This window comes from Hansschlegelia quercus, assembly GCF_004310425.1.
Classification (GTDB): domain Bacteria; phylum Pseudomonadota; class Alphaproteobacteria; order Rhizobiales; family Methylopilaceae; genus Methylopila; species Methylopila quercus.
Genome location: NZ_SIUB01000001.1, coordinates 559,314 through 576,182, shown reverse-complemented (window position 1 = coordinate 576,182; position 16,869 = coordinate 559,314). Strand labels below are relative to the sequence as shown.

The window sequence follows — 16,869 nt, the reverse complement described above, 5'->3', positions numbered from 1 at the left end:
TCGTCGCCGGGATCGTCGGTTGAGGTTAAGAGAGGGCCATCATGGCCCTGCTTTTCCGAGCCCGCGAGAGCCCCGAACGCGCTGACGCCTCGCGCCGGATCGCGGCTTACGCGCGCCAAGCGCTCAGCCTCGGCGAGGATGACGCGGTGACCGTCAGCGAGATCGCCTGCGGCGACCCGGAATGCGGGGGCGCCGAAACGGTGATCCTGATCATGCGCGTCGGCCGCAAGACCGAGGCGGTGAAGGTGAAGAAGGCGATGGCGCTCGCGACCGAAGGCGAGGTGGCGGAAGCGCTGCGGGGGCTTTAGGCCGCAACCGCGGACCAAGCCCGTCATCCCGGCCGAGCGTCAGCGAGAGCCCGGGATCGCGCTTAGAAGGGAGGGGCTTTTCCTGAGGACGATCCCGGATCGGCCTGATGGCCGTCCGGGATGACTGCGAATCTCAATCGTCCCGATAAACCTTCTCGCGGCGTTCGTGGCGCTCCTGGGCTTCGATCGACAGGGTCGCGATCGGACGCGCGTCGAGGCGGCGGAGCGAGATCGGGTCGCCGGTCTCCTCGCAATAGCCGTAAGAGCCGTCCTCGATGCGGGCGAGCGCGGAGTCGATCTTGGCGATCAGCTTGCGCTGGCGGTCGCGGGCGCGGAGCTCGATCGCGCGGTCGGTTTCCGATGAGGCGCGGTCGACGAGGTCGGGATGATTCTGGTTCTCGTCCTGAAGGTGTTCGAGAGTTTCGCGGCTCTCGCGCAGCAGGTCTTCCTTCCAGGCCTGCAGCTTTTCGCGGAAGTAGCGCCGCTGCCGTTCGTTCATGAACGGCTCGCTCTCCGAAGGTTTATAATCGTCTGCCAACTCGACGCTCATGAGAAGCCTCTGCACCGCACGCTTCGGGGGGTCGGACGGCGCGGAATATAGCCACGTACCGCGACGATCACAATCGAAGAGTTCGAGACGAAATCGTTGAAATCATTGAATAATTTCGAGTACGTAATAACCCGTGCATTGTCGCAATGGCTCACTGGCCGCGCTTTGCCAGCTCCACCCGCGCCCTGAGGTCGATCGCCGACAGCAGGTCATCGAGGCCGGCGTCGCCCGTCGGCTGCCTCTCCGCCGTATTCCGGGCGAGCGCGGCAAGCGCCTCCGGAGAGTGCGCGCCGTCGAGCATGGCGAGCCGCAGGCCGTCGAGCGCGTCGAGCAGGCCGCGTCCGCGCTTCACCTCGCGTCGGCGCCGTTCGCGCGGATCTTCGGGCATCGCCTGCAGCGCCATCAGCGCGTCGAGCGATGGGGCGGACCGCATCGCCGTGGCCGCGCGCGGCGCTTCGGAGGAGGGGGCCTCGGAGAGCGTGAACCCGCCGCTCGATCCGCCGCGCGAGGCCGCGGCCGCAGGCGTCGAGACGGTCCGGCCGGGCCCATCGATCCGCATGTCGCCTCGTCTCCACCGAAACCCTTTCCGTGAGCGTCACCTTTGCTCGACATGCTTAACGCTTCATGAACGCCCCGGCAGATTTTGCCGGTATCGCGCCTTCCCTGCCGGGCTGTGAAGCGTTTCAGGGCGACGCAGGAAGTAGGCCGGACGCTGGATTCCGAGGCCTTTTGAGAGACGGCACGGCCTTCGCATGGCGATTGTGCGGGGATGTCCCCCGAAGCAGTCCGTGTCCATGCCAGTTCGTCTCGCCCATCGCCTGCTGAGCGTCGCGGCTTCCGCGGCAATCCTGCTCGCGCCGATCGCGCCGGCCGCGGCGGCCGACCCGTCGCGGGCGGTCGAACGGCGCATCGAGGCCGCGGCGGCCCCGGCCCATGTCTCGGTCTCGGTCTCCAAGGGCGCGTTCCGCAATGGCGACGACGGCGGCCCGACGAATGGCGGCGTGACCTCTCGCATCAAGGACCTCACCGATATCGAGGGCGTGCGCGAGAACCAGCTCATCGGCTACGGCCTCGTCGTCGGCCTGAACGGCACGGGCGACAGCCTGAACGCCGCGCCCTTCACCAAGCAGAGCCTGCAGTCGATGCTGGAGCGGCTTGGCGTGAACACCCGCGGCGCGACGTTGCGCACCAAGAACGTCGCGGCGGTGATGGTCACCGCGAACCTGCCGCCCTTCGGAACACAGGGCACCCGCATCGACGTCACGGTCTCCGCGCTCGGCGACGCCACCAGCCTGCAGGGCGGCACGCTGATCGTGACGCCGCTGATGGGCGCCGACGGCGAGGTCTATTCGGTCGCGCAAGGATCCGTTGCGGTCATCGGCTTCAACGCGCAGGGCGAGGCCGCCCAGGTCGTGCGCGGCGTGCCGACCACGGGGCGCATCTCGAATGGCGGGCTAATCGAGCGCGAGATCCCCTTCGTGCTCAACAATCTCGCGACTATCCGACTTGCGCTTCGCAATCCGGACCTTACGACCGCCCGGCGCATCGCCGCCGCGGTAAACGCCTTCATCGGCAAGGGCGTCGCCGAGCCGCTGGACCCGGCGACGGTCTCCCTCCAGGTTCCGAAGACCTATCAGGGCAACATCGTCCAGATGCTGACCGAGATCGAGCAACTGCGCGTCGAGCCGGATCAGCTCGCCAAGATCGTGATCGACGAGCGCTCGGGCATCATCGTGATGGGCCATGACGTGCGCGTTTCGACGGTGGCGGTGGCGCAAGGCAATCTGACCGTCACGATCACGGAGTCGCCGGTTGCGAGCCAGCCGGCGCCGTTCAGCGACGGCGAGACCGTGATCACGCCGCGCACCGAGATCAACGTCGACACCGACAAGAACCGGCGCCTCGCCATCCTTCGGGAGGGCGTGAACCTGCGCCAACTCGTCGACGGATTGAACGCGATCGGCGTCGGCCCGCGAGACCTGATCGCCATCCTTCAGGCCATCAAGGCCGCCGGCGCCCTTCAGGCCGAAATCGAGGTGATGTGATGGCGACCATCGCTGCCGCTGTCTCCAACACCGCGAAGACCTACGGGGTATCCCCCGCCGTGGCGGCCAAGGTCGACGCCGCCGCGCAGGACTTCGAGGCCGTGTTCGTCACCCAGATGATCCAGCACATGTTCACCGGCATGGGCGAGGACGGCCCGCTTGGCGACGGAGAGGCCGGCAGCGCCTACCGCTCGATGCTGACGGACGAGTACGGCAAGACCATCGCGGCGGCGGGAGGGATCGGCGTCGCCGACCAGGTCCGCCGCGAACTGATCGCGTTGCAGCAGGGACATTGACCCCATGACCATCTTCCGCCGCCGCCCCCAACCCGCTCCCGCCGTCATCACGCGCGAAGAAGCGGGCCTGCGCATCGGCCGCATCATCGAGACGATGTCGCGGCTGACCGAGGTGATCGTCGAGGAGACCAAGCTCGTGCGCGCCGGCGCCTATGGCCGGGCAGGCAAGCTCCACGAAGAAAAGGGCAAGCTCTCGAGCCGCTACATGATGGACGTGAACGGCCTCGGCGCGAACGCGGACGCGGTCGCCGAGCAGTCGAGCGAGGCTGTCGAGGAGATCCGGCGGCTGCACGTCGCGTTCCGCGCGGCGCTCGACGAGAATCTCGCAGTGCTCGGCACCGCCCGCGGCGTCGCGGAAAGTCTCATGCGCGGGGTCGCTGACGGGATCGCTCAGAAAGGCGCGCCGAAGACTTATGCCGCCGGCGGGGGCTATGGCGCGAAACCCGCGGCGCCCGCGCCGGTGGCGATCTCGCGCGGCGCGTGACGGCGCGAGGTCGACACGCGCTTGAAATCCGCCGTTAACCGCATCTCCTAACATCGAATTAAGAGCCGGAGGCGCATAGTCCGTCTTGCCTGCCCCCGCTGGCATTCCGTCTGCGGGTCGTCCGCGGCGATCCGCGGAGGAAGAGGAGGAGGAGATGGACGCCACAATCGGATCTGTTTCGGCGCCCTACGTGGTTCCGAAGACCGTCGCGGTCCCGGTTCAGCCGAGCGTCGCGCCGGCGCCGAGTTCATCGGCTTCGGATCACCAGACGTCTTCGAACGGCGACCAGCGCCGCGAGACCACCCCGGACGCCGCGACCGGCGCGCTTGTCTATCGGATCGTCGAGGTCGCGACCGGCGCCGTCACGATGCAGACGCCGACCGACGCGAGGCTGAAGCTCCGCGCCTATATCGACGGCATCATGGCGTCCGAATCCGCCGGCGCTTCGGTGACCCGCTCGGCCTGAAGCCGGCTTCATCCGGCTTCAGGTCTTCCAGATCGTCCGAAACCGCGCGCCGTGGGGCTCGCGGTTATTGTCGTTAGCCTGGACGCTCAGCCGCGAAGGCCTTCGGCAACGTTGCGGTTGATGGTGATCAGCGCGTTCAACAGATCCGGCTTAGGATCGACCTCGACCTCGAGGCTGCGATTCATCGCGAACAGCGCGATCTTCTTAATGTTCTGCTTGGTCGCGGCGTCGAGAGGATTGTCGTCCCGGCTCGCGGCGCTCAGGAACACCGTCCAAATCTTACGATTTAGCGTGGCCGCCTCGCGGGCGCCGACGACGTCGAACGGCGTCGCGGACTGCGCGGCTGCGAAGCGAGCCGCGGCGCGAAGAAGAATCTGCGCGTCGCGCTCGCGCGGACTCGCGGTTTGCTGCGCGGTGCGCGCATAGGCCTGTGCACCGTGATGCATGATCTCGAAGCTCTCCGGGGTGCGCAGCCGGTGGTCGCGCCTGACCGCATATTTGTGGGAGAACCACGGTTAATAAGGGCCTTACTTGCGCCAAAGAAAAGCATCTGCAGTTTCTAAGCTACGGTCATCTGCCGAAAGCTTTATCAGCTCAGCAAGAAACTGTTAACCACGTGGAATAAATCGAAGAAAGCGCAGGAACTATGAGATCGGATTAACCCCCGTTTAGGACCGCTGCTGTCACAAAGGTCGGCGCGCTGAGGACAAGCGCTTCAACTTGAGACAGGAGTCTTAAAACCATGGCCGATATCGCCCTTAACTCTGCGGTGCGTTCGAATCTGCGCAGCCTGCAGTCGACCACCACGCTGATGAGCCGTACCGAAGAGCGTCTGTCTTCGGGCAAGAAGGTCAACAGCGCGCTCGACAATCCCTCGAACTTCTTCACCTCCCAGGCCCTCGACCGCCGCTCCAGCGACCTGTCGAACCTGCTCGACTCGGTCTCGAACAGCGTTCAGACCTTGAAGGCGGCCGACAACGGCATCTCCGCGATCTCCGATCTCGTCAGCCAGATGAAGTCGACCGCGCGCTCCGCTCAGCAGTCAACGAGCGCGGTTTCCTCGCGGGCCTCGTTCACCGCCGGCGCCGCGATCACTGGCGCCACAGCGAGCAACCTTCTGGGCACCGCGACCGCGGCCGGCGTCTCCTCGCCGCTCACGGGCACCGGAACGCTCGCCTCGGCCGACGAGGACATCGGCAGCTCCGGCTCGGTCAACATTACCTATGGTTCGAGCTCGACGACGGTCAACTACGCTTACACGTCAACGGATTCCCTGCAGGACGTTGTCGACGACATCAACGCCGCGACGACGACGACCAAGATCACGGCTTCTATCGACACCGCGACCGGCAAGCTGAAGCTTGCGAACTCTGACGGCACAAACGCCGGCACCGTGGACGATACCGGTTCGCTGACGGGCTTCAGCTCGACTTCCATCGCAGCATCCGGCAACGCGCTGAGCACGAACGTCGTGCAGACGCAGTTCGCCACCGACACCTTCAAGATCAACGGCACGTCGATTGCGTCGGGCACCAACACCGACTCCCTTTTGACGGCGATCAATGCGCAGACCAGCACCACCGGCGTGACGGCGACGCTGGCCTCCGGCAATCTCGTTCTGACCGACGGAAACGGCGACAACATCTCCCTTACCGATCTCGACTCGGCGACTGAGTCGGCGCTCGGCGTTTCTAACGACGCTTCGGCCGCCAGCGCTCTCAGCGGCCAGACCCTTGAAGTCACGGTCGGCAGCGGCGAGACGAAGACGATCACGTTCGGGACCGGCGACGATGAAGTCGATACGCTCGACGAGTTGAACGCCCAGCTTAAGGACGCTGGCGCGACCGCGTCCATCGACTCTACGGGCAAGCTGACCATCAAGACGATCAACGCTCAGGAATCCAAGGACCTGACGATCGGCGGCACCGCGACTGGCTCTTCGGTCGACGCGTCCAACGGCGTGGTGTTCGACACGTCGGCGAGCACGACTTCAAGCGCGGTGTTCGACGACTCGGACAAGAAGGCCCGCACGAACTATCAGAACGACTACAACGACCTGCTCGGCCAGATCACGACCCTCGCCAAGGACGCCAGCTACAACGGCGTCAACCTTCTTGCCGGCGACGACCTGAAGGTCGTCTTCAGCGAGGATGGCTCGTCCTCGCTCGACATCGGCGGCACCGACGTTCTCGACACGCTCGGCCTTACCGCGCTGTCCGGCGACGAGTTCCTCGACAGCTCGAACCTCGACGATGTCGTCAGCAAACTGAACGACGCTCTCTCGGGCCTCGACAGCCTGTCGTCGAAGTTCGGTTCGCAGCTCTCGGTGGTCCAGACCCGTCAGGACTTCACCAAGGCCATGATCGGCACGCTCGACGACGGTTCGAACAGCCTGACCGCCGCCGACACCAACGAGGAAGCGGCGAACCTGGCGACCCTGCAGACCCGCCAGTCGCTGATCGTCTCCTCGCTGTCGATCTCGACCTCGCAGGAGCAGAACATCCTGCAGCTGCTGCGCTAATCGCAGCAGACGCGAAATCGGAAAGAGGCGGCGGGGCGAAAGCTCCGCCGCCTTTTCTTTCGCCCGCTCCGGCGGTTTAGTTTCCAAACTCTTGCAGGGGAGCGGCTCGCATGGGCCTTCGCATCGAGCTCAAGGCGGGCGACCAGATCATCGTCGGCTCGTCGGCGATCGAAAACGCAGGAGCGCACCGCGCCGTCCTGGTGATCAGCGGGCGCGAGCCCATTCTGCGGTCGAAACACGTGCTGACGCTTGCGACCGCCGACACGCCGGCCAAGCTCATCTATTACGCCGTGCAGACGATGCTGATCTCCGACAATCCGGAGAAGGTGATCCCGGACTACACGCGCCTGGTGGAGGCCTATCTCGAGGCGGCGCCGAGCTCGTCCGAACTGATCGCGGAGCTGCAGGCCCTGGTGGAAGAGGGCCGCTATTATCCGGCGCTGCTCAAGGCGCGCGATCTGATCGAACGCGAGAGCGTGATCCTCGGCGGCCGCGCCGGCTTGGAATGAGCGTCAGAGGAAGTTGACCAGGCTCAGGTCCTTCAGCGCCGCGACGATCGAGTAGCTCGCCTCGAGCTGCGACTGGAGCGCCGACAGCTTTACGGCGACCTCGGTCTTGTCGGCGTCCTCGACGTCGGAGAGCGTGTCTTCCGCCATGGCCTTCGCTGCCGTGGCGCGGTCGCCTGCCGACTTGATGGACGTCGTGGTCGTGGAAAGGTCGGCGGAGATCGTCTGGATCGCCTTGGTCGTCTCGGCAGAGCCGAGGTTCGAGGAGATGCGGTTGGTCAGCGCGGCGTAACGCTCATTGGCGTTCGTGTCGCTGCTGGAGAACGTCATGGACGAGAAGACCGCGAGCGATTTCACGACGTCGCGCAGGCCGTTCTCGTTCGCCTGGGCGCCGTAGCTCACCGAGACGCCGTCCGAGATGGTCGCCGCCGCGGTCTTGCGGGCGTCGCTCGAGCTGTTGTCTCCCTGATACCAGGCGACCGTCTTGTCCGTGGTGTCGCTCGTGTCGAGCGAGGTCGCGTTCTGGAGCGCGGCGACGCGGTCGGCGTCGGTCGCATAGGTCCCGTCGAAACCTCCGACCCGGCCCGGCCCCTGGCCGGCTGCCGGCGAGTCGAAGAACTCGTTCCCGGCCTGGATCGCCGAGGCCGCGACGAGCGAGGTGTCGGCGAGCTTTCTGAGCGAGGCGCCAAAGGCCGCCTGCATGTTCTGCGCGGTCTCCTCCTGCGTCGCGCCGATGCGGAACTCGCCCGCCTGCGGCTCGGAGGTCGAGGTCGCGGCGATCGCGGTGAGCTTGATTTCTTCCGTCGACCCGTCGGGCAGCGTCAGTCCGACGCGCACGTTCTCTCCGGCCAGAGGCTGGCCCGTCAGGCCGAGCGTGATGGAGGGCGGAATAGCGGCCGTGGGGCCGGTCGCGACGCCCGTGTCCAGCGTGGAGTTCGCGGACGTCAGCTTGACGCCGCCATCGCCTGAAGCCTGTTCGGACACCTTGAACGACAGCCCATCGTCGGAGGTCGAGACCTGGATCCCGCCGTTGCCCGCGACGCCCAACGCGCCGAGCGCGTCTCCGAAGGCCGTCTGCATGTTCGTCGCGGTGTCCTCCGGCGTAGCGCCGAGAAGGAACTCCCCGGATACCGGGGGAGTGGAGTAGGCGGCCACCGCCGTCAGCGTGATCGTCTGTGCGCTGCCGTCCGGCAGTTGAACGCCGACTTTGGTCTGTCCGCCAGCGGTCGGTTGGCCGGTGAGGCCGAGGGTGACGGACGGCGGCGTCGCGGTGGGCCCGTTGGCGACGCCGTTTGAAAGCGTCGAATTGAGCGAGGAGATCTTGAAGCCGAACGGCCCGGAGGCCTGCTCCGTCACGTTGAACGTCGAGCCTGTAACGCCCGAGACGTTAATTCTGCCCAGCCCGTTGGCGCCGACATCGGCAAGCTTGCGCTGGTCTATGACGGTGCGCAGGCCGGATTTCGAACCGCTGTCCGCCATGATCTGGTCGGCGGTCAACACCGGCTTCGTCGTCGTCGAGCGCCCGGAGAACAGGTAGCGCCCGCCGACCTGATTGTTGAGCTGGGCGATCGCGTCGGTCAGGTCGGTTTCGGCCTGCGACTGCGCGACTGTAAGGCCGCTCGAGGTGAGCTGAAAGCCGCCGGAATCGATTGTAGCGTATTCGCCGGCGAGATCGTTCAGGCGCGTGACGGACGCGTTCATCAGGTTGACGCGCGTCGTCACCGTCGCCGCCGTCTGCTGGTAGGACGCGATGCTCGAAAGCGCCGCGCGCATGGCCAACGACGTCGAGCGGCCGGCGCCCAATCCGGCGTAGCTCTGTGAGATCTTGCCGCTCGCATACTGCATGCTGAGATCGTCGAGCGAGTCCTGGCTCTTCTGCAGGGCGCGCGCGAGGCTCGGCGTGAAGCCGGCGATGGAGGTGTAGGGGCCGATCGAGCTCATTGTGGCTGGCCTCCCTTTCAGATCCTGAGCAGCATATCCATCATGTCCTTGACCGCCGTTATGACGCGCGCATTGGCGCTGTAGGCGGTCTGGAGCGTGATGAGGTTCGTCATCTCGTCGTCGACGTCGACGCCCGAGGTCGCCGTGAAGCGATCCGAGAGGGTGGAGACGACGAGCGACTGCCCATCGGCCACGCCGGCGGCCGTGGAGCTCGCCGCAGCCTGGAAGTTGATCGCCGCCGCCGCGTATTGGACGAGCGAGCCCTTGTAAGACGAGGACGTGCCGGAGAGTCCCGTGTCCGAGCCGAACGAGCGCTGCGCCTTCAGCGCGTCGCGCAGGAAGGTCGGACGCGCCTCGTCGGCCGCAGTGGTGTCGGTCGCATAGGAGGTCAGCGCCGTCGGATCGTCGAGCAGCGCGCCGTTGACCTGGATACGGCCAGCGAAGCCTGTGATCTGCGAGCTCCCGTCCAGGCTGCCCGAGTAGACCTGACCGGCGTCACCGTCGACGAACATCGGCAGCGCCAGTCCATCGCCGGAGAGGGCGGTGGCTGTGATCGCCGATTGGCCGGCGGTGACGGCGGTGGTCGTCGCATCCGTGGTGGTCAGCGCAAAGCCGGTCGCCGTGGCGGCGGCCGTCATCGAGAGGCCCTTGCCGGAAAGAGCGGTCGTAAGCTGCGCGGCGGCGTCGGGCGCGGAGAAGTCGACGCCGATCACCGTGTCGTTGGGATCAGCGGTGACCTTGTCGGAGAGCGGCAGCTTGGAGGGGTCGCCGACGTTGACGATGGTCAGGGTCTTCGTCACGCCGCCGACCGTATAGGTCGCATTCAGCTGATCGCCCGGCTGGGCGCCTTGCGTCGACAGGTCGACGCCGCCCGCGACCGTGGCGGCCGGCACGGTCTTGGTCCCGAGCGTCTGCGCGAGGTTCGCCGCCATCTCGTCGAGCTGGCGCTGCGCCTGCGGTCCGGTCTGGTCGCGGATCTCTGCCAGCGCCTTGATCGAGCCGGAGCGGAGATTGCTGGACTTCAGGAGGTCGGTCGGCGCGCCGTCGCCGCGCGTGAGCATCACGCCGCTGAGCGTGCCCGGATAGGTCGTACTGGGCGTCATCGGCGTCGCCGCCGTGAACGAGAGCTCGGACGCTTTCCCGCCGTCGTAGAGCGAAAGTCCGCTGCCAGTCTTGATGGCGATGTCGCCGGAACCCCGGTCCTCGACGCGGAGGTCGATCAGCTGGGACAGCGTGTCGATCGCCTGATCGCGCATGTCCTCGAGACCGGAGGCGCTTGATCCCTTGATCTTCGCCTGGACGATCTGCTTGCTCAGGCTCTCGATCGTCTTCAGCGCCTGGTTGGCGCTGTCCACGCTCGACGCGATGCCGTTGTCGGCGTCGGAGCGCAGCGACTGCACCGCGCTCGACGTGGAGTTCAGCGTCTGCGCCATAACCTGGGCCTGCGCCAGAACCGCCGAGCGGGCGCTGCCGTCGTCTGGGGAGGCCGCGAGCGCGTCCAGCGACGTCTGGAAATTGGAGACCGCGGTGTCGAGCGACAGCGCGCTTCCCGGCGTTCCGAACGTGGTCTGCAGGGTGTCTAGATATTTGGACTTTGTGGAGGCGTAGGCTGCGCCCGAGGTTTCGGTGCGCAGTTGCCGCTGCAGGTAGATGTCGATCTGGCGCGTGATTTCGGCCGTCTTGACGCCGTTCGACTCGCCGCCGGCCGTCGTCTCCGTGGTGGTGAGCGTCTTGCGGACATAACCGGCCGTCGTCGCATTGGCGACGTTCGTCGAGACGAGTTCGAGCCCGGCCTGCGTAGTCCGAAGACCGGAAAGCGCGGAGCTGAGGGCTGAGTTGAGGGTCGACACGACGAACTTCCGCGCTTAACGCCGATCCGCCTTAGCGGATCATGCTCAGGGTCTCCTGCATCATGTCGTTGGCGGTCGACACGACGCGGGTGTTCGCGGAATAGGCCTGCTGCGTCACGATCATCTTGGTGAACTCGTCTGAGATGTCGACGTTCGAGGCCTCGAGCGCGCTGCCGACGATCGACTCGCCGCTGATGAGGGTCGGCGAACCTGAAGCCTCCGTGGCGGAGTACGCGCCGCCGTCGAGATGCTTCAGCTGATTGTCGGACGGAAAGGTCGCGAGCGGGATGTCGTAAAGCGCCTTGGTGCGGCCGTTGCTGTAGGTGGCCGTGAGGGAGCCGCCGTCGCTGATCGCGAGCCCGGTGAGTTCGCCGGCGGAAACGCCGTCCTGCACGATGGTCGTCGTCGATATCTGACCTGTGCTGTCGGAGTACTGGGTCATTCCGCTGCCGTGGTTGAGCGCGATGTCGCCGAAGATCGAGCCGTCGATGACAACGTTAGAAATTGTCGTCTTCGGCGGGGTGGGCACGGTCATGACGCCGCCCTCGAAGGTGTAGCCCTGCACGCCGGCCGTGGTCGTGCTGGTGTCGACTTCGAGCCAGGCCGGATCGGACCCGGTCGCAGTCGAGTCCGTCTTGTAGAAGAGCGACCAAGTGTCTTTGGTCGGGGGCGTCGCGGTCGAGTCCGCGTTGGTGCGCTTTGCCCAGCGGAACTCCATCTCCTTCGACGAGCCGTTGGCGTCGTAGACCGTGGTGCTGCCGCCGGGAACCGTCTTGGCGAGGAAAGCGGTCTCGTCGGCGCCTGTGATCGTTGAGCCAAAGCCACTCGTGACATTCGCCTGGACGCCGTCGGTCGTTGCGCCAGGCGTGATGCCGAGCGCGGTGTTCACGGACGTATCGGAGGTCGCGACCGTAAAATTAGAGCCGTCCGCTGCGGCGATCGACAGGCCGTCGCTGTCGAACGTGGCGGTATAGACGCCGCCGCCGCTTGCTCCCTCGATAGCCGCTTTCAGAGCTGCTTTCTGCCCGGTCGCGGAGCCAGTGAAGGTGTAGATGGCCGCGCCGTTGATCGAGAAGGTCTCGCCGGCAAGCGCGCTGAAGTCGACATCTGTCGAAAGGTCGGTCGGCGTGGTGGACTCGAACGTGGCGGGCGTGGCGACGGGACCCGTGGTCGCATACGCCGGCAGCAGCGCCGAATTCTCGTTGCCGTCCACATAGTCCTCTGGCTTCGGGGTGGACGGCAGGTTCGCCTTGTAGGTGACGGTCGTGCTCGCCACCGCTGGATAGAGGTCGGAATCGGCGACGTTGATGACGGTGGGGGTCGCCGATGCGACGCCCGTGTTTGAGACCGACCGGCCGAGCAGGTAATAGCCGGCGCCGTTCACGAGGTTGCCGTTCTTGTCGAGGTCGAAGTCGCCGCGTTTGGTGTAGAGATTCTGGCCCGAGAACTGCTGCACGCCGTTGTTCGAGCCATTCGAGCTCTGGACGAGCAGATAACCGTCTCCGTCGACTGCAAGCGACGTGCCCGTGTCGGAGGCCGAGATCGTTCCCGCGATGTCGTTGGTCGCCCGCGAAAAGGCGAAGACCGAGCCCGATCGCTGCGCCCGCGTGCCGGCGCTCGCGCTCTCGACAAACAGGTCCTTGAACGAAGTCTCTGTCCGCTTGTACCCGATGGTGGAGGAGTTCGCGATGTTGCCCGAGATGTTCTCGAGCGCGTAGGACTGAGCCTGCAAGCCGCTGACCGCGTTCGTCAGCGCGTCGAAGATACCCATCGAAGTCGTCCTCTACCCTGGACCCCGCGCCGCCTCGGCGACGCTCGTTCGGCATGTCTCCGCAAATGGCGGGCCAGCTGAGAAAACGCTCAGAAATCAAGGGTATTCGCCGGCGCTCGAGCCGGTTTCGGCCGTGCTGAAAACGCCGGGCGGCAATTTCTTCCGGGCCACGAAGCGCTCTCGCGCAGGCCGAAGCTGACGCCCGCGTGATTTGAAGGCGGCGGACGGCGCGTTACATGGCGGGCAAGCCGTACATCCAAGGACACGACATGACGCGCCTCACGCGCTTCGGACGACCGGTCATCGCGCTCGTCGCCGGGCTCCTCGCCGCCGGCGGCGCGGCGACCGCCTTCGCGCAGTCGAAGAAGGCGGGACCGATCCAGTCCGAGAAGCAGGCCTTTACGGTCGAAACCGTCGCAGAGGGGCTGGAGCGGCCTTGGAGCCTGGCCTTCATGCCGGATGGCCGGATGCTGGTGACGGAGAAGGCCGGGCGTCTGCGCCTCGTCGCGCCGGACGGCAAGCTGTCCGCGCCGGTGGCCGGTCTGCCAAAGGTCGACGCGCGCGGGCAGGGCGGGTTGTTCGACGTCGCGGTCGCGCCCGATTTCGCCTCGACGCGGCTTGTCTATTTCACCTTTGCGGAAGCAGGCGAAGGCGGCGTCAACGGCACGGCGCTCGGCCGCGGCCGGCTCGCCGAGAACGCGGCCCGGCTGGAGGACGTCTCGGTCATCTGGCGCCAGACGCCGAAATACGCCTCCACCTATCACTTCGGATCCCGCATCGCCTTCGCGCCGGATGGGACGATGTTCGTGACGACCGGCGAGCGCGCGCTCGATCAGTTCCGCGTCAAGGCGCAGGCTCTCGACGAGACGCTCGGCAAGGTCGTGCGCCTCGACCGCGACGGGAAGGCCGCCGCGGGCAGTCCGTTTGAGGGGCGCGCCGACGCCAAGCCAGAGATCTGGTCGTACGGCCACCGCAATCTGCAGGGCGCGGCGATCGAGCCGGCGACGGGCCAGCTCTGGACCGTCGAGCACGGCGCTCGGGGCGGCGACGAGCTGAACCATCCTGAAGCAGGCAAAAATTACGGCTGGCCGGTGATCGCCTATGGGCGCGAATATTCCGGCGCGCCGATCGGCGAGGGGACCGAAAAGGCCGGCATGGAGCAGCCGGTGCATTACTGGGACCCGTCTATCGGGCCATCCGGTCTGCTGTTCTATGTCGGCGACGTCTATCCCGGCTGGAAGGGGAGCCTGTTCACTGGCGGCCTCGCGATCCCCAGCCTCAACAGGCTCGAGCTTTCTGACGGCAAGGTCGTCAAGGAGGAGCGTCTGCTCGAAGATCTCGCCGAGCGCATCCGCGACGTGCGGCAGGGTCCCGACGGGCTGATCTATCTCGTCACCGACAGCGACGAGGGCCGCGTGCTGAAGCTGAAGCCGGCGAAGTCGAACCGGAGCTGAGGTCCCCGGCTGATCGGGACCTAAAGCGTCAGCGGCCGCCGGGGGGAGCCGGCGGCCGCCTGGGCGTCCGGATATCGGCGGGTGGACGCCGAATCCGGACCAAGCGGGAGAGCGTTCAGGCTGGGCCCGGCCGTCTGCTCCTCCCGCAAGCTCGAAAATCAGAACGGCAGAAGGACGTCCATCACCTGCTGGCCGTAGCGGGGCTGCTGCACGTCGGTGATCTGGCCGCGGCCGCCATAGGCGATTCGCGCCTGGGCGATCTTCTCGCTCGCAATCGTGTTGTCGGCGTCGATGTCCTCGGTGCGCACGACGCCAGCGACGATCAGCTCGCGGATTTCGAAGTTTACGCGGATCTCCTGCTTGCCCTCGATCACAAGGGCGCCGTTCGGCAGAACCTGAGTAACGACGGCGGCGACATTGGTCGTCAGGGTCTCCTTGCGGTCGACCGAGCCAGCGCCTTCGCTCGAGGACGCCGACGTCGCGTTGGCGAGGTTCGAGGGATCGAAGGCCTTCGGGAGCACCTTCGCAGCCTTGGTCTCGAAGCCCAGGAAGTTCTTGACGCCCGCCTCTTCCGAATTGGTGCGCGTGCGCTTGGTGGTGTTTTCGATCTCAGCCTTGTCGGTAATCTTGACCATGACGGTCAGCAGGTCGCCGACCTGCTTGGCGCGCGGGTCCTTGAAGAAGCCGCGGGCGCCGGACCGCCACAGCGAGTTCGGCTGGTACGACACCGGCACCGCGTCCGGCATCGGCATCTGCACGGGCTTGTAGCCGGGCTGCGCGGTCGGGTTCTCAATGCGGGAAAGCGCGGGCTCCTTGCCGATCGAGGCGAGCCGGTCGGCGGTGTTGCACCCGGCGAGGCCGCCCGAAAGGGCAACGGCGCAGGCGAGGCGGGCGATCAGACGGTGGGACATGGCTCTTCGCTCCTCGGCCTCAGCGGCGGGCGATCGCGGTCGCGGGACCGGTGACGGTGACCTCGGAGGGCCCCGTCACCACGCCGGTCACGACGCGTTTTGACTGGATGTTCTGGACAGGGACGAGGTCGCCCGCGGCGCCGGCGCCGAGCGCCTTGGCCTTCAGTGAAAGCGTTACGCCGTCATTGGCGTAGATCAGCGTGACGAAGGATCCGCGCGTGACGTGCTGCGGGCGGATCAGGTCGTCAGCCTGCATCGGCTCGCCTTGACGGAGAGCGCGGCGCGCCGCCATGCCGATGGCGTCGGCCATCGCAACGGCGTTCTCGGCGGCTGCTCTCGGACGGCGAACGACGCGGACGTCGGACGCGCCGATGATGTCGCCGCGCGCGAGCGGGCGGACGGGAACGGCGGCCTCGACCGTCTCGAGCGCCGTGCCGGACAGCCGCATCGGACCGGGGCCACTGCGGCGGCCCGCGACGTCGAAGGTGGCGTCGAAGCGCCCGGTCCGAGGATCGGCGGTGAAGCTCGTGATCTCGAGTTCGCCCATGGCGTCGGCCGCAAAACGCAGCGGCTGCGCGCCGGCGCCGAGATCCACCTCGATCGAGCGGGGATCGACGCCATAGGTTTTGCCAGCTCGCACGGCGACGGCCACCGCGAGGTCTTCAAGCGAAGCCTCGCGGCTCGGACGCGTCACCGACACTTCCGACACGCCCTGAACGTCGATCCCGCTGAGGCCGACGGCGGCTGCGGCGGCGACGATGTCGGTCGCCGGCACCGTGCCGCTCTCGCCGAGATCGGGCGACCGGAACAGCGGCTTGGAAGCGAGGGCGCCGGCGCCGTCGACTAGGTCGCCGACGGTCACGAGTTCGCTCGAGACCAGCGCTTGCGGCCGTAGCGTCGGCGCTGCGAGCGCGGGCGTGCCGAGCAGCGTGATCAGGGCCGCCGAGGCGAGGAGGCTTCTCATCGTCCTCACCGCAGCATCGAGGAGGTGGACTGCAGCATCTGGTCGGCGGACGACACCACCTTCGAGTTCATCTCGTAGGCTCGCTGCGCCGCGATCAGATCCGAGATCTCGGTGACGGCGTTGACGTTCGATTGCTCGAGGTAGGATTGCAGCACCGTGCCGAAGCCTTCCCCGCCGGGCACGTCCTGCAGCGGCGTGCCGCTCGCCGGAGTCTCTAGGAAAAGATTGTCGCCTTTGGCTTCGAGGCCGGCGGTGTTGATAAAGCGCGCGAGCTGGATCTGGCCAAGCTGCTGAGCGGCGGTTTGCCCCGGCAGCGTCGCCTCGACGAGGCCGGTAGCGCTGATCGTCACCGCCGTAGCGTTGCTCGGAACGGTGATGCCGGGCTGGACGGTGTAACCCTCTGCCGTCACAAGCTGGCCGTTCGGGTCGAGCTCGAAGGAGCCGTCCCGGGTATAGGCGGTCGTGCCGTCTGGCAGATCGATCTGGAAGAAGCCGTCGCCCTTGATCGCCATATCATAGGGCTTCTCGGTGGACGTCACCGTGCCCTGGCTCATCACGCGGGGCGTGGCGACCAGCTTGACGCCGGAGCCGATGTCGACGCCGGTGGGCAGCACTGTTCCGGAGTCCGACGTCGCCGACCCGACCCTTCGCATCGACTGGTAGAGCAGGTCCTGGAACTCCGCCCGGCTTCTCTTGAAGCCAGACGTGCGCATGTTCGCGATGTTGTTCGAGATGATTTCAACGTTGGCTTCCTGGGCGGCCATGCCCGTCGAAGCCGTGTAGAGAGCGCGCATCGCTTATG

17 protein-coding genes are annotated in these 16,869 nt (G+C 66.4%); 8 read left to right on the top strand and 9 right to left on the bottom strand.

Going from position 1 to position 16,869, the window contains the following annotated elements; genetic code table 11:
- The first annotated feature begins 41 nt into the window (after nucleotides 1-41).
- Nucleotides 42-308 carry a hypothetical protein gene (locus EYR15_RS02760; RefSeq protein WP_131001330.1) on the top strand — a complete coding sequence of 89 codons (267 nt, stop codon included), beginning with the start codon at nucleotides 42-44 and terminating at the stop codon, nucleotides 306-308.
- Nucleotides 309-441: 133 nt separating this feature from the next.
- Here EYR15_RS02760 and dksA read toward each other — a convergent pair whose 3' ends face one another.
- Nucleotides 442-858, bottom strand: coding sequence for an RNA polymerase-binding protein DksA (dksA, locus tag EYR15_RS02755; RefSeq protein WP_131001329.1), 417 nt, complete (start codon nucleotides 856-858; stop codon nucleotides 442-444).
- Between the two features lie 151 nt (nucleotides 859-1,009).
- Nucleotides 1,010-1,417 (bottom strand): flagellar assembly protein FliX, encoded by a 408-nt coding sequence (locus EYR15_RS02750; RefSeq protein ID WP_131001328.1) that lies wholly within the window; start codon nucleotides 1,415-1,417, stop codon nucleotides 1,010-1,012.
- A 235-nt stretch (nucleotides 1,418-1,652) separates the two neighbouring features.
- On the opposite strand from EYR15_RS02750, the gene EYR15_RS02745 reads away from it, so the two are divergent.
- From EYR15_RS02745 to EYR15_RS02730, 4 genes are all read left to right on the top strand, one after another.
- Entirely contained in the window at nucleotides 1,653-2,903 is a 1,251-nt protein-coding gene (locus EYR15_RS02745) for a flagellar basal body P-ring protein FlgI (RefSeq protein ID WP_245498136.1), read from the top strand.
- Nucleotides 2,903-3,199 carry a rod-binding protein gene (locus EYR15_RS02740; RefSeq protein ID WP_131001327.1) on the top strand — a complete coding sequence of 99 codons (297 nt, stop codon included), beginning with the start codon at nucleotides 2,903-2,905 and terminating at the stop codon, nucleotides 3,197-3,199. Before EYR15_RS02745 ends, EYR15_RS02740 begins: the two co-directional genes overlap by 1 nt.
- 4 nt (nucleotides 3,200-3,203) lie before the next feature.
- Nucleotides 3,204-3,683 carry a hypothetical protein gene (locus tag EYR15_RS02735; protein WP_131001326.1) on the top strand — a complete coding sequence of 160 codons (480 nt, stop codon included), beginning with the start codon at nucleotides 3,204-3,206 and terminating at the stop codon, nucleotides 3,681-3,683.
- 154 nt (nucleotides 3,684-3,837) lie between these two features.
- Nucleotides 3,838-4,149, top strand: coding sequence for a hypothetical protein (locus EYR15_RS02730; protein WP_131001325.1), 312 nt, complete (start codon nucleotides 3,838-3,840; stop codon nucleotides 4,147-4,149).
- A gap of 86 nt (nucleotides 4,150-4,235) precedes the next feature.
- Here EYR15_RS02730 and flaF read toward each other — a convergent pair whose 3' ends face one another.
- Nucleotides 4,236-4,595, bottom strand: coding sequence for a flagellar biosynthesis regulator FlaF (gene flaF, locus EYR15_RS02725; protein WP_131001324.1), 360 nt, complete (start codon nucleotides 4,593-4,595; stop codon nucleotides 4,236-4,238).
- 296 nt (nucleotides 4,596-4,891) lie between these two features.
- Between flaF and EYR15_RS02720 the strand changes: the two genes are divergently transcribed.
- Nucleotides 4,892-6,670 (top strand): flagellin N-terminal helical domain-containing protein, encoded by a 1,779-nt coding sequence (locus EYR15_RS02720; protein ID WP_131001323.1) that lies wholly within the window; start codon nucleotides 4,892-4,894, stop codon nucleotides 6,668-6,670.
- A 110-nt stretch (nucleotides 6,671-6,780) separates the two neighbouring features.
- Nucleotides 6,781-7,179: a flagellar biosynthesis repressor FlbT gene (locus EYR15_RS02715; protein WP_131001322.1), complete on the top strand. Its 399-nt coding sequence runs from the start codon at nucleotides 6,781-6,783 to the stop codon at nucleotides 7,177-7,179.
- Nucleotides 7,180-7,182: 3 nt separating this feature from the next.
- Here EYR15_RS02715 and EYR15_RS02710 read toward each other — a convergent pair whose 3' ends face one another.
- The 3 genes from EYR15_RS02710 to EYR15_RS02700 are packed head-to-tail and all read right to left on the bottom strand — an operon-like array spanning nucleotide 7,183 to nucleotide 12,738.
- Nucleotides 7,183-9,117, bottom strand: a complete 1,935-nt coding sequence (locus tag EYR15_RS02710; RefSeq protein ID WP_131001321.1) for a flagellin family protein — start codon at nucleotides 9,115-9,117, stop codon at nucleotides 7,183-7,185.
- Between the two features lie 17 nt (nucleotides 9,118-9,134).
- Nucleotides 9,135-10,967 carry a flagellar hook-associated protein FlgK gene (flgK, locus tag EYR15_RS02705; protein WP_131001320.1) on the bottom strand — a complete coding sequence of 611 codons (1,833 nt, stop codon included), beginning with the start codon at nucleotides 10,965-10,967 and terminating at the stop codon, nucleotides 9,135-9,137.
- A gap of 31 nt (nucleotides 10,968-10,998) precedes the next feature.
- Complete coding sequence (locus EYR15_RS02700) at nucleotides 10,999-12,738, bottom strand: flagellar hook-basal body complex protein (protein ID WP_131001319.1); 1,740 nt, start codon at nucleotides 12,736-12,738, stop codon at nucleotides 10,999-11,001.
- A gap of 269 nt (nucleotides 12,739-13,007) precedes the next feature.
- On the opposite strand from EYR15_RS02700, the gene EYR15_RS02695 reads away from it, so the two are divergent.
- Nucleotides 13,008-14,192 (top strand): PQQ-dependent sugar dehydrogenase, encoded by a 1,185-nt coding sequence (locus EYR15_RS02695; protein ID WP_131001318.1) that lies wholly within the window; start codon nucleotides 13,008-13,010, stop codon nucleotides 14,190-14,192.
- 158 nt (nucleotides 14,193-14,350) lie between these two features.
- Here EYR15_RS02695 and flgH read toward each other — a convergent pair whose 3' ends face one another.
- From flgH to flgG, 3 genes are read right to left on the bottom strand one after another with little or no spacing between them, the layout of a single operon-like run.
- On the bottom strand, nucleotides 14,351-15,103 hold the full coding sequence (gene flgH, locus EYR15_RS02690) for a flagellar basal body L-ring protein FlgH (protein ID WP_131001317.1): 753 nt from the start codon (nucleotides 15,101-15,103) through the stop codon (nucleotides 14,351-14,353).
- Between the two features lie 19 nt (nucleotides 15,104-15,122).
- The gene (gene flgA / locus EYR15_RS02685) at nucleotides 15,123-16,067 is read right to left on the bottom strand and encodes a flagellar basal body P-ring formation chaperone FlgA (protein ID WP_131001316.1); all 945 of its coding nucleotides are present in this window, start codon (nucleotides 16,065-16,067) and stop codon (nucleotides 15,123-15,125) included.
- Nucleotides 16,068-16,072: 5 nt separating this feature from the next.
- Nucleotides 16,073-16,861 carry a flagellar basal-body rod protein FlgG gene (gene flgG / locus EYR15_RS02680; protein WP_131001315.1) on the bottom strand — a complete coding sequence of 263 codons (789 nt, stop codon included), beginning with the start codon at nucleotides 16,859-16,861 and terminating at the stop codon, nucleotides 16,073-16,075.
- Nucleotides 16,862-16,869: the final 8 nt, after the last annotated feature.

Excerpts from the sequence above, each read along its gene's own strand:
- EYR15_RS02760 (WP_131001330.1), top strand. The coding sequence starts at position 42 with ATGGCCCTGCTTTTCCGAGCCCGCGAGAGCCCCGAACGCGCTGACGCC.
- dksA (WP_131001329.1), bottom strand. The coding sequence starts at position 858 with ATGAGCGTCGAGTTGGCAGACGATTATAAACCTTCGGAGAGCGAGCCG.
- EYR15_RS02750 (WP_131001328.1), bottom strand. The coding sequence starts at position 1,417 with ATGCGGATCGATGGGCCCGGCCGGACCGTCTCGACGCCTGCGGCCGCG.
- EYR15_RS02745 (WP_245498136.1), top strand. The coding sequence starts at position 1,653 with ATGCCAGTTCGTCTCGCCCATCGCCTGCTGAGCGTCGCGGCTTCCGCG.
- EYR15_RS02740 (WP_131001327.1), top strand. The coding sequence starts at position 2,903 with ATGGCGACCATCGCTGCCGCTGTCTCCAACACCGCGAAGACCTACGGG.
- EYR15_RS02735 (WP_131001326.1), top strand. The coding sequence starts at position 3,204 with ATGACCATCTTCCGCCGCCGCCCCCAACCCGCTCCCGCCGTCATCACG.
- EYR15_RS02730 (WP_131001325.1), top strand. The coding sequence starts at position 3,838 with ATGGACGCCACAATCGGATCTGTTTCGGCGCCCTACGTGGTTCCGAAG.
- flaF (WP_131001324.1), bottom strand. The coding sequence starts at position 4,595 with ATGCATCACGGTGCACAGGCCTATGCGCGCACCGCGCAGCAAACCGCG.
- EYR15_RS02720 (WP_131001323.1), top strand. The coding sequence starts at position 4,892 with ATGGCCGATATCGCCCTTAACTCTGCGGTGCGTTCGAATCTGCGCAGC.
- EYR15_RS02715 (WP_131001322.1), top strand. The coding sequence starts at position 6,781 with ATGGGCCTTCGCATCGAGCTCAAGGCGGGCGACCAGATCATCGTCGGC.
- EYR15_RS02710 (WP_131001321.1), bottom strand. The coding sequence starts at position 9,117 with ATGAGCTCGATCGGCCCCTACACCTCCATCGCCGGCTTCACGCCGAGC.
- EYR15_RS02700 (WP_131001319.1), bottom strand. The coding sequence starts at position 12,738 with ATGGGTATCTTCGACGCGCTGACGAACGCGGTCAGCGGCTTGCAGGCT.
- EYR15_RS02695 (WP_131001318.1), top strand. The coding sequence starts at position 13,008 with ATGACGCGCCTCACGCGCTTCGGACGACCGGTCATCGCGCTCGTCGCC.
- flgH (WP_131001317.1), bottom strand. The coding sequence starts at position 15,103 with ATGTCCCACCGTCTGATCGCCCGCCTCGCCTGCGCCGTTGCCCTTTCG.
- flgA (WP_131001316.1), bottom strand. The coding sequence starts at position 16,067 with ATGAGAAGCCTCCTCGCCTCGGCGGCCCTGATCACGCTGCTCGGCACG.
- flgG (WP_131001315.1), bottom strand. The coding sequence starts at position 16,861 with ATGCGCGCTCTCTACACGGCTTCGACGGGCATGGCCGCCCAGGAAGCC.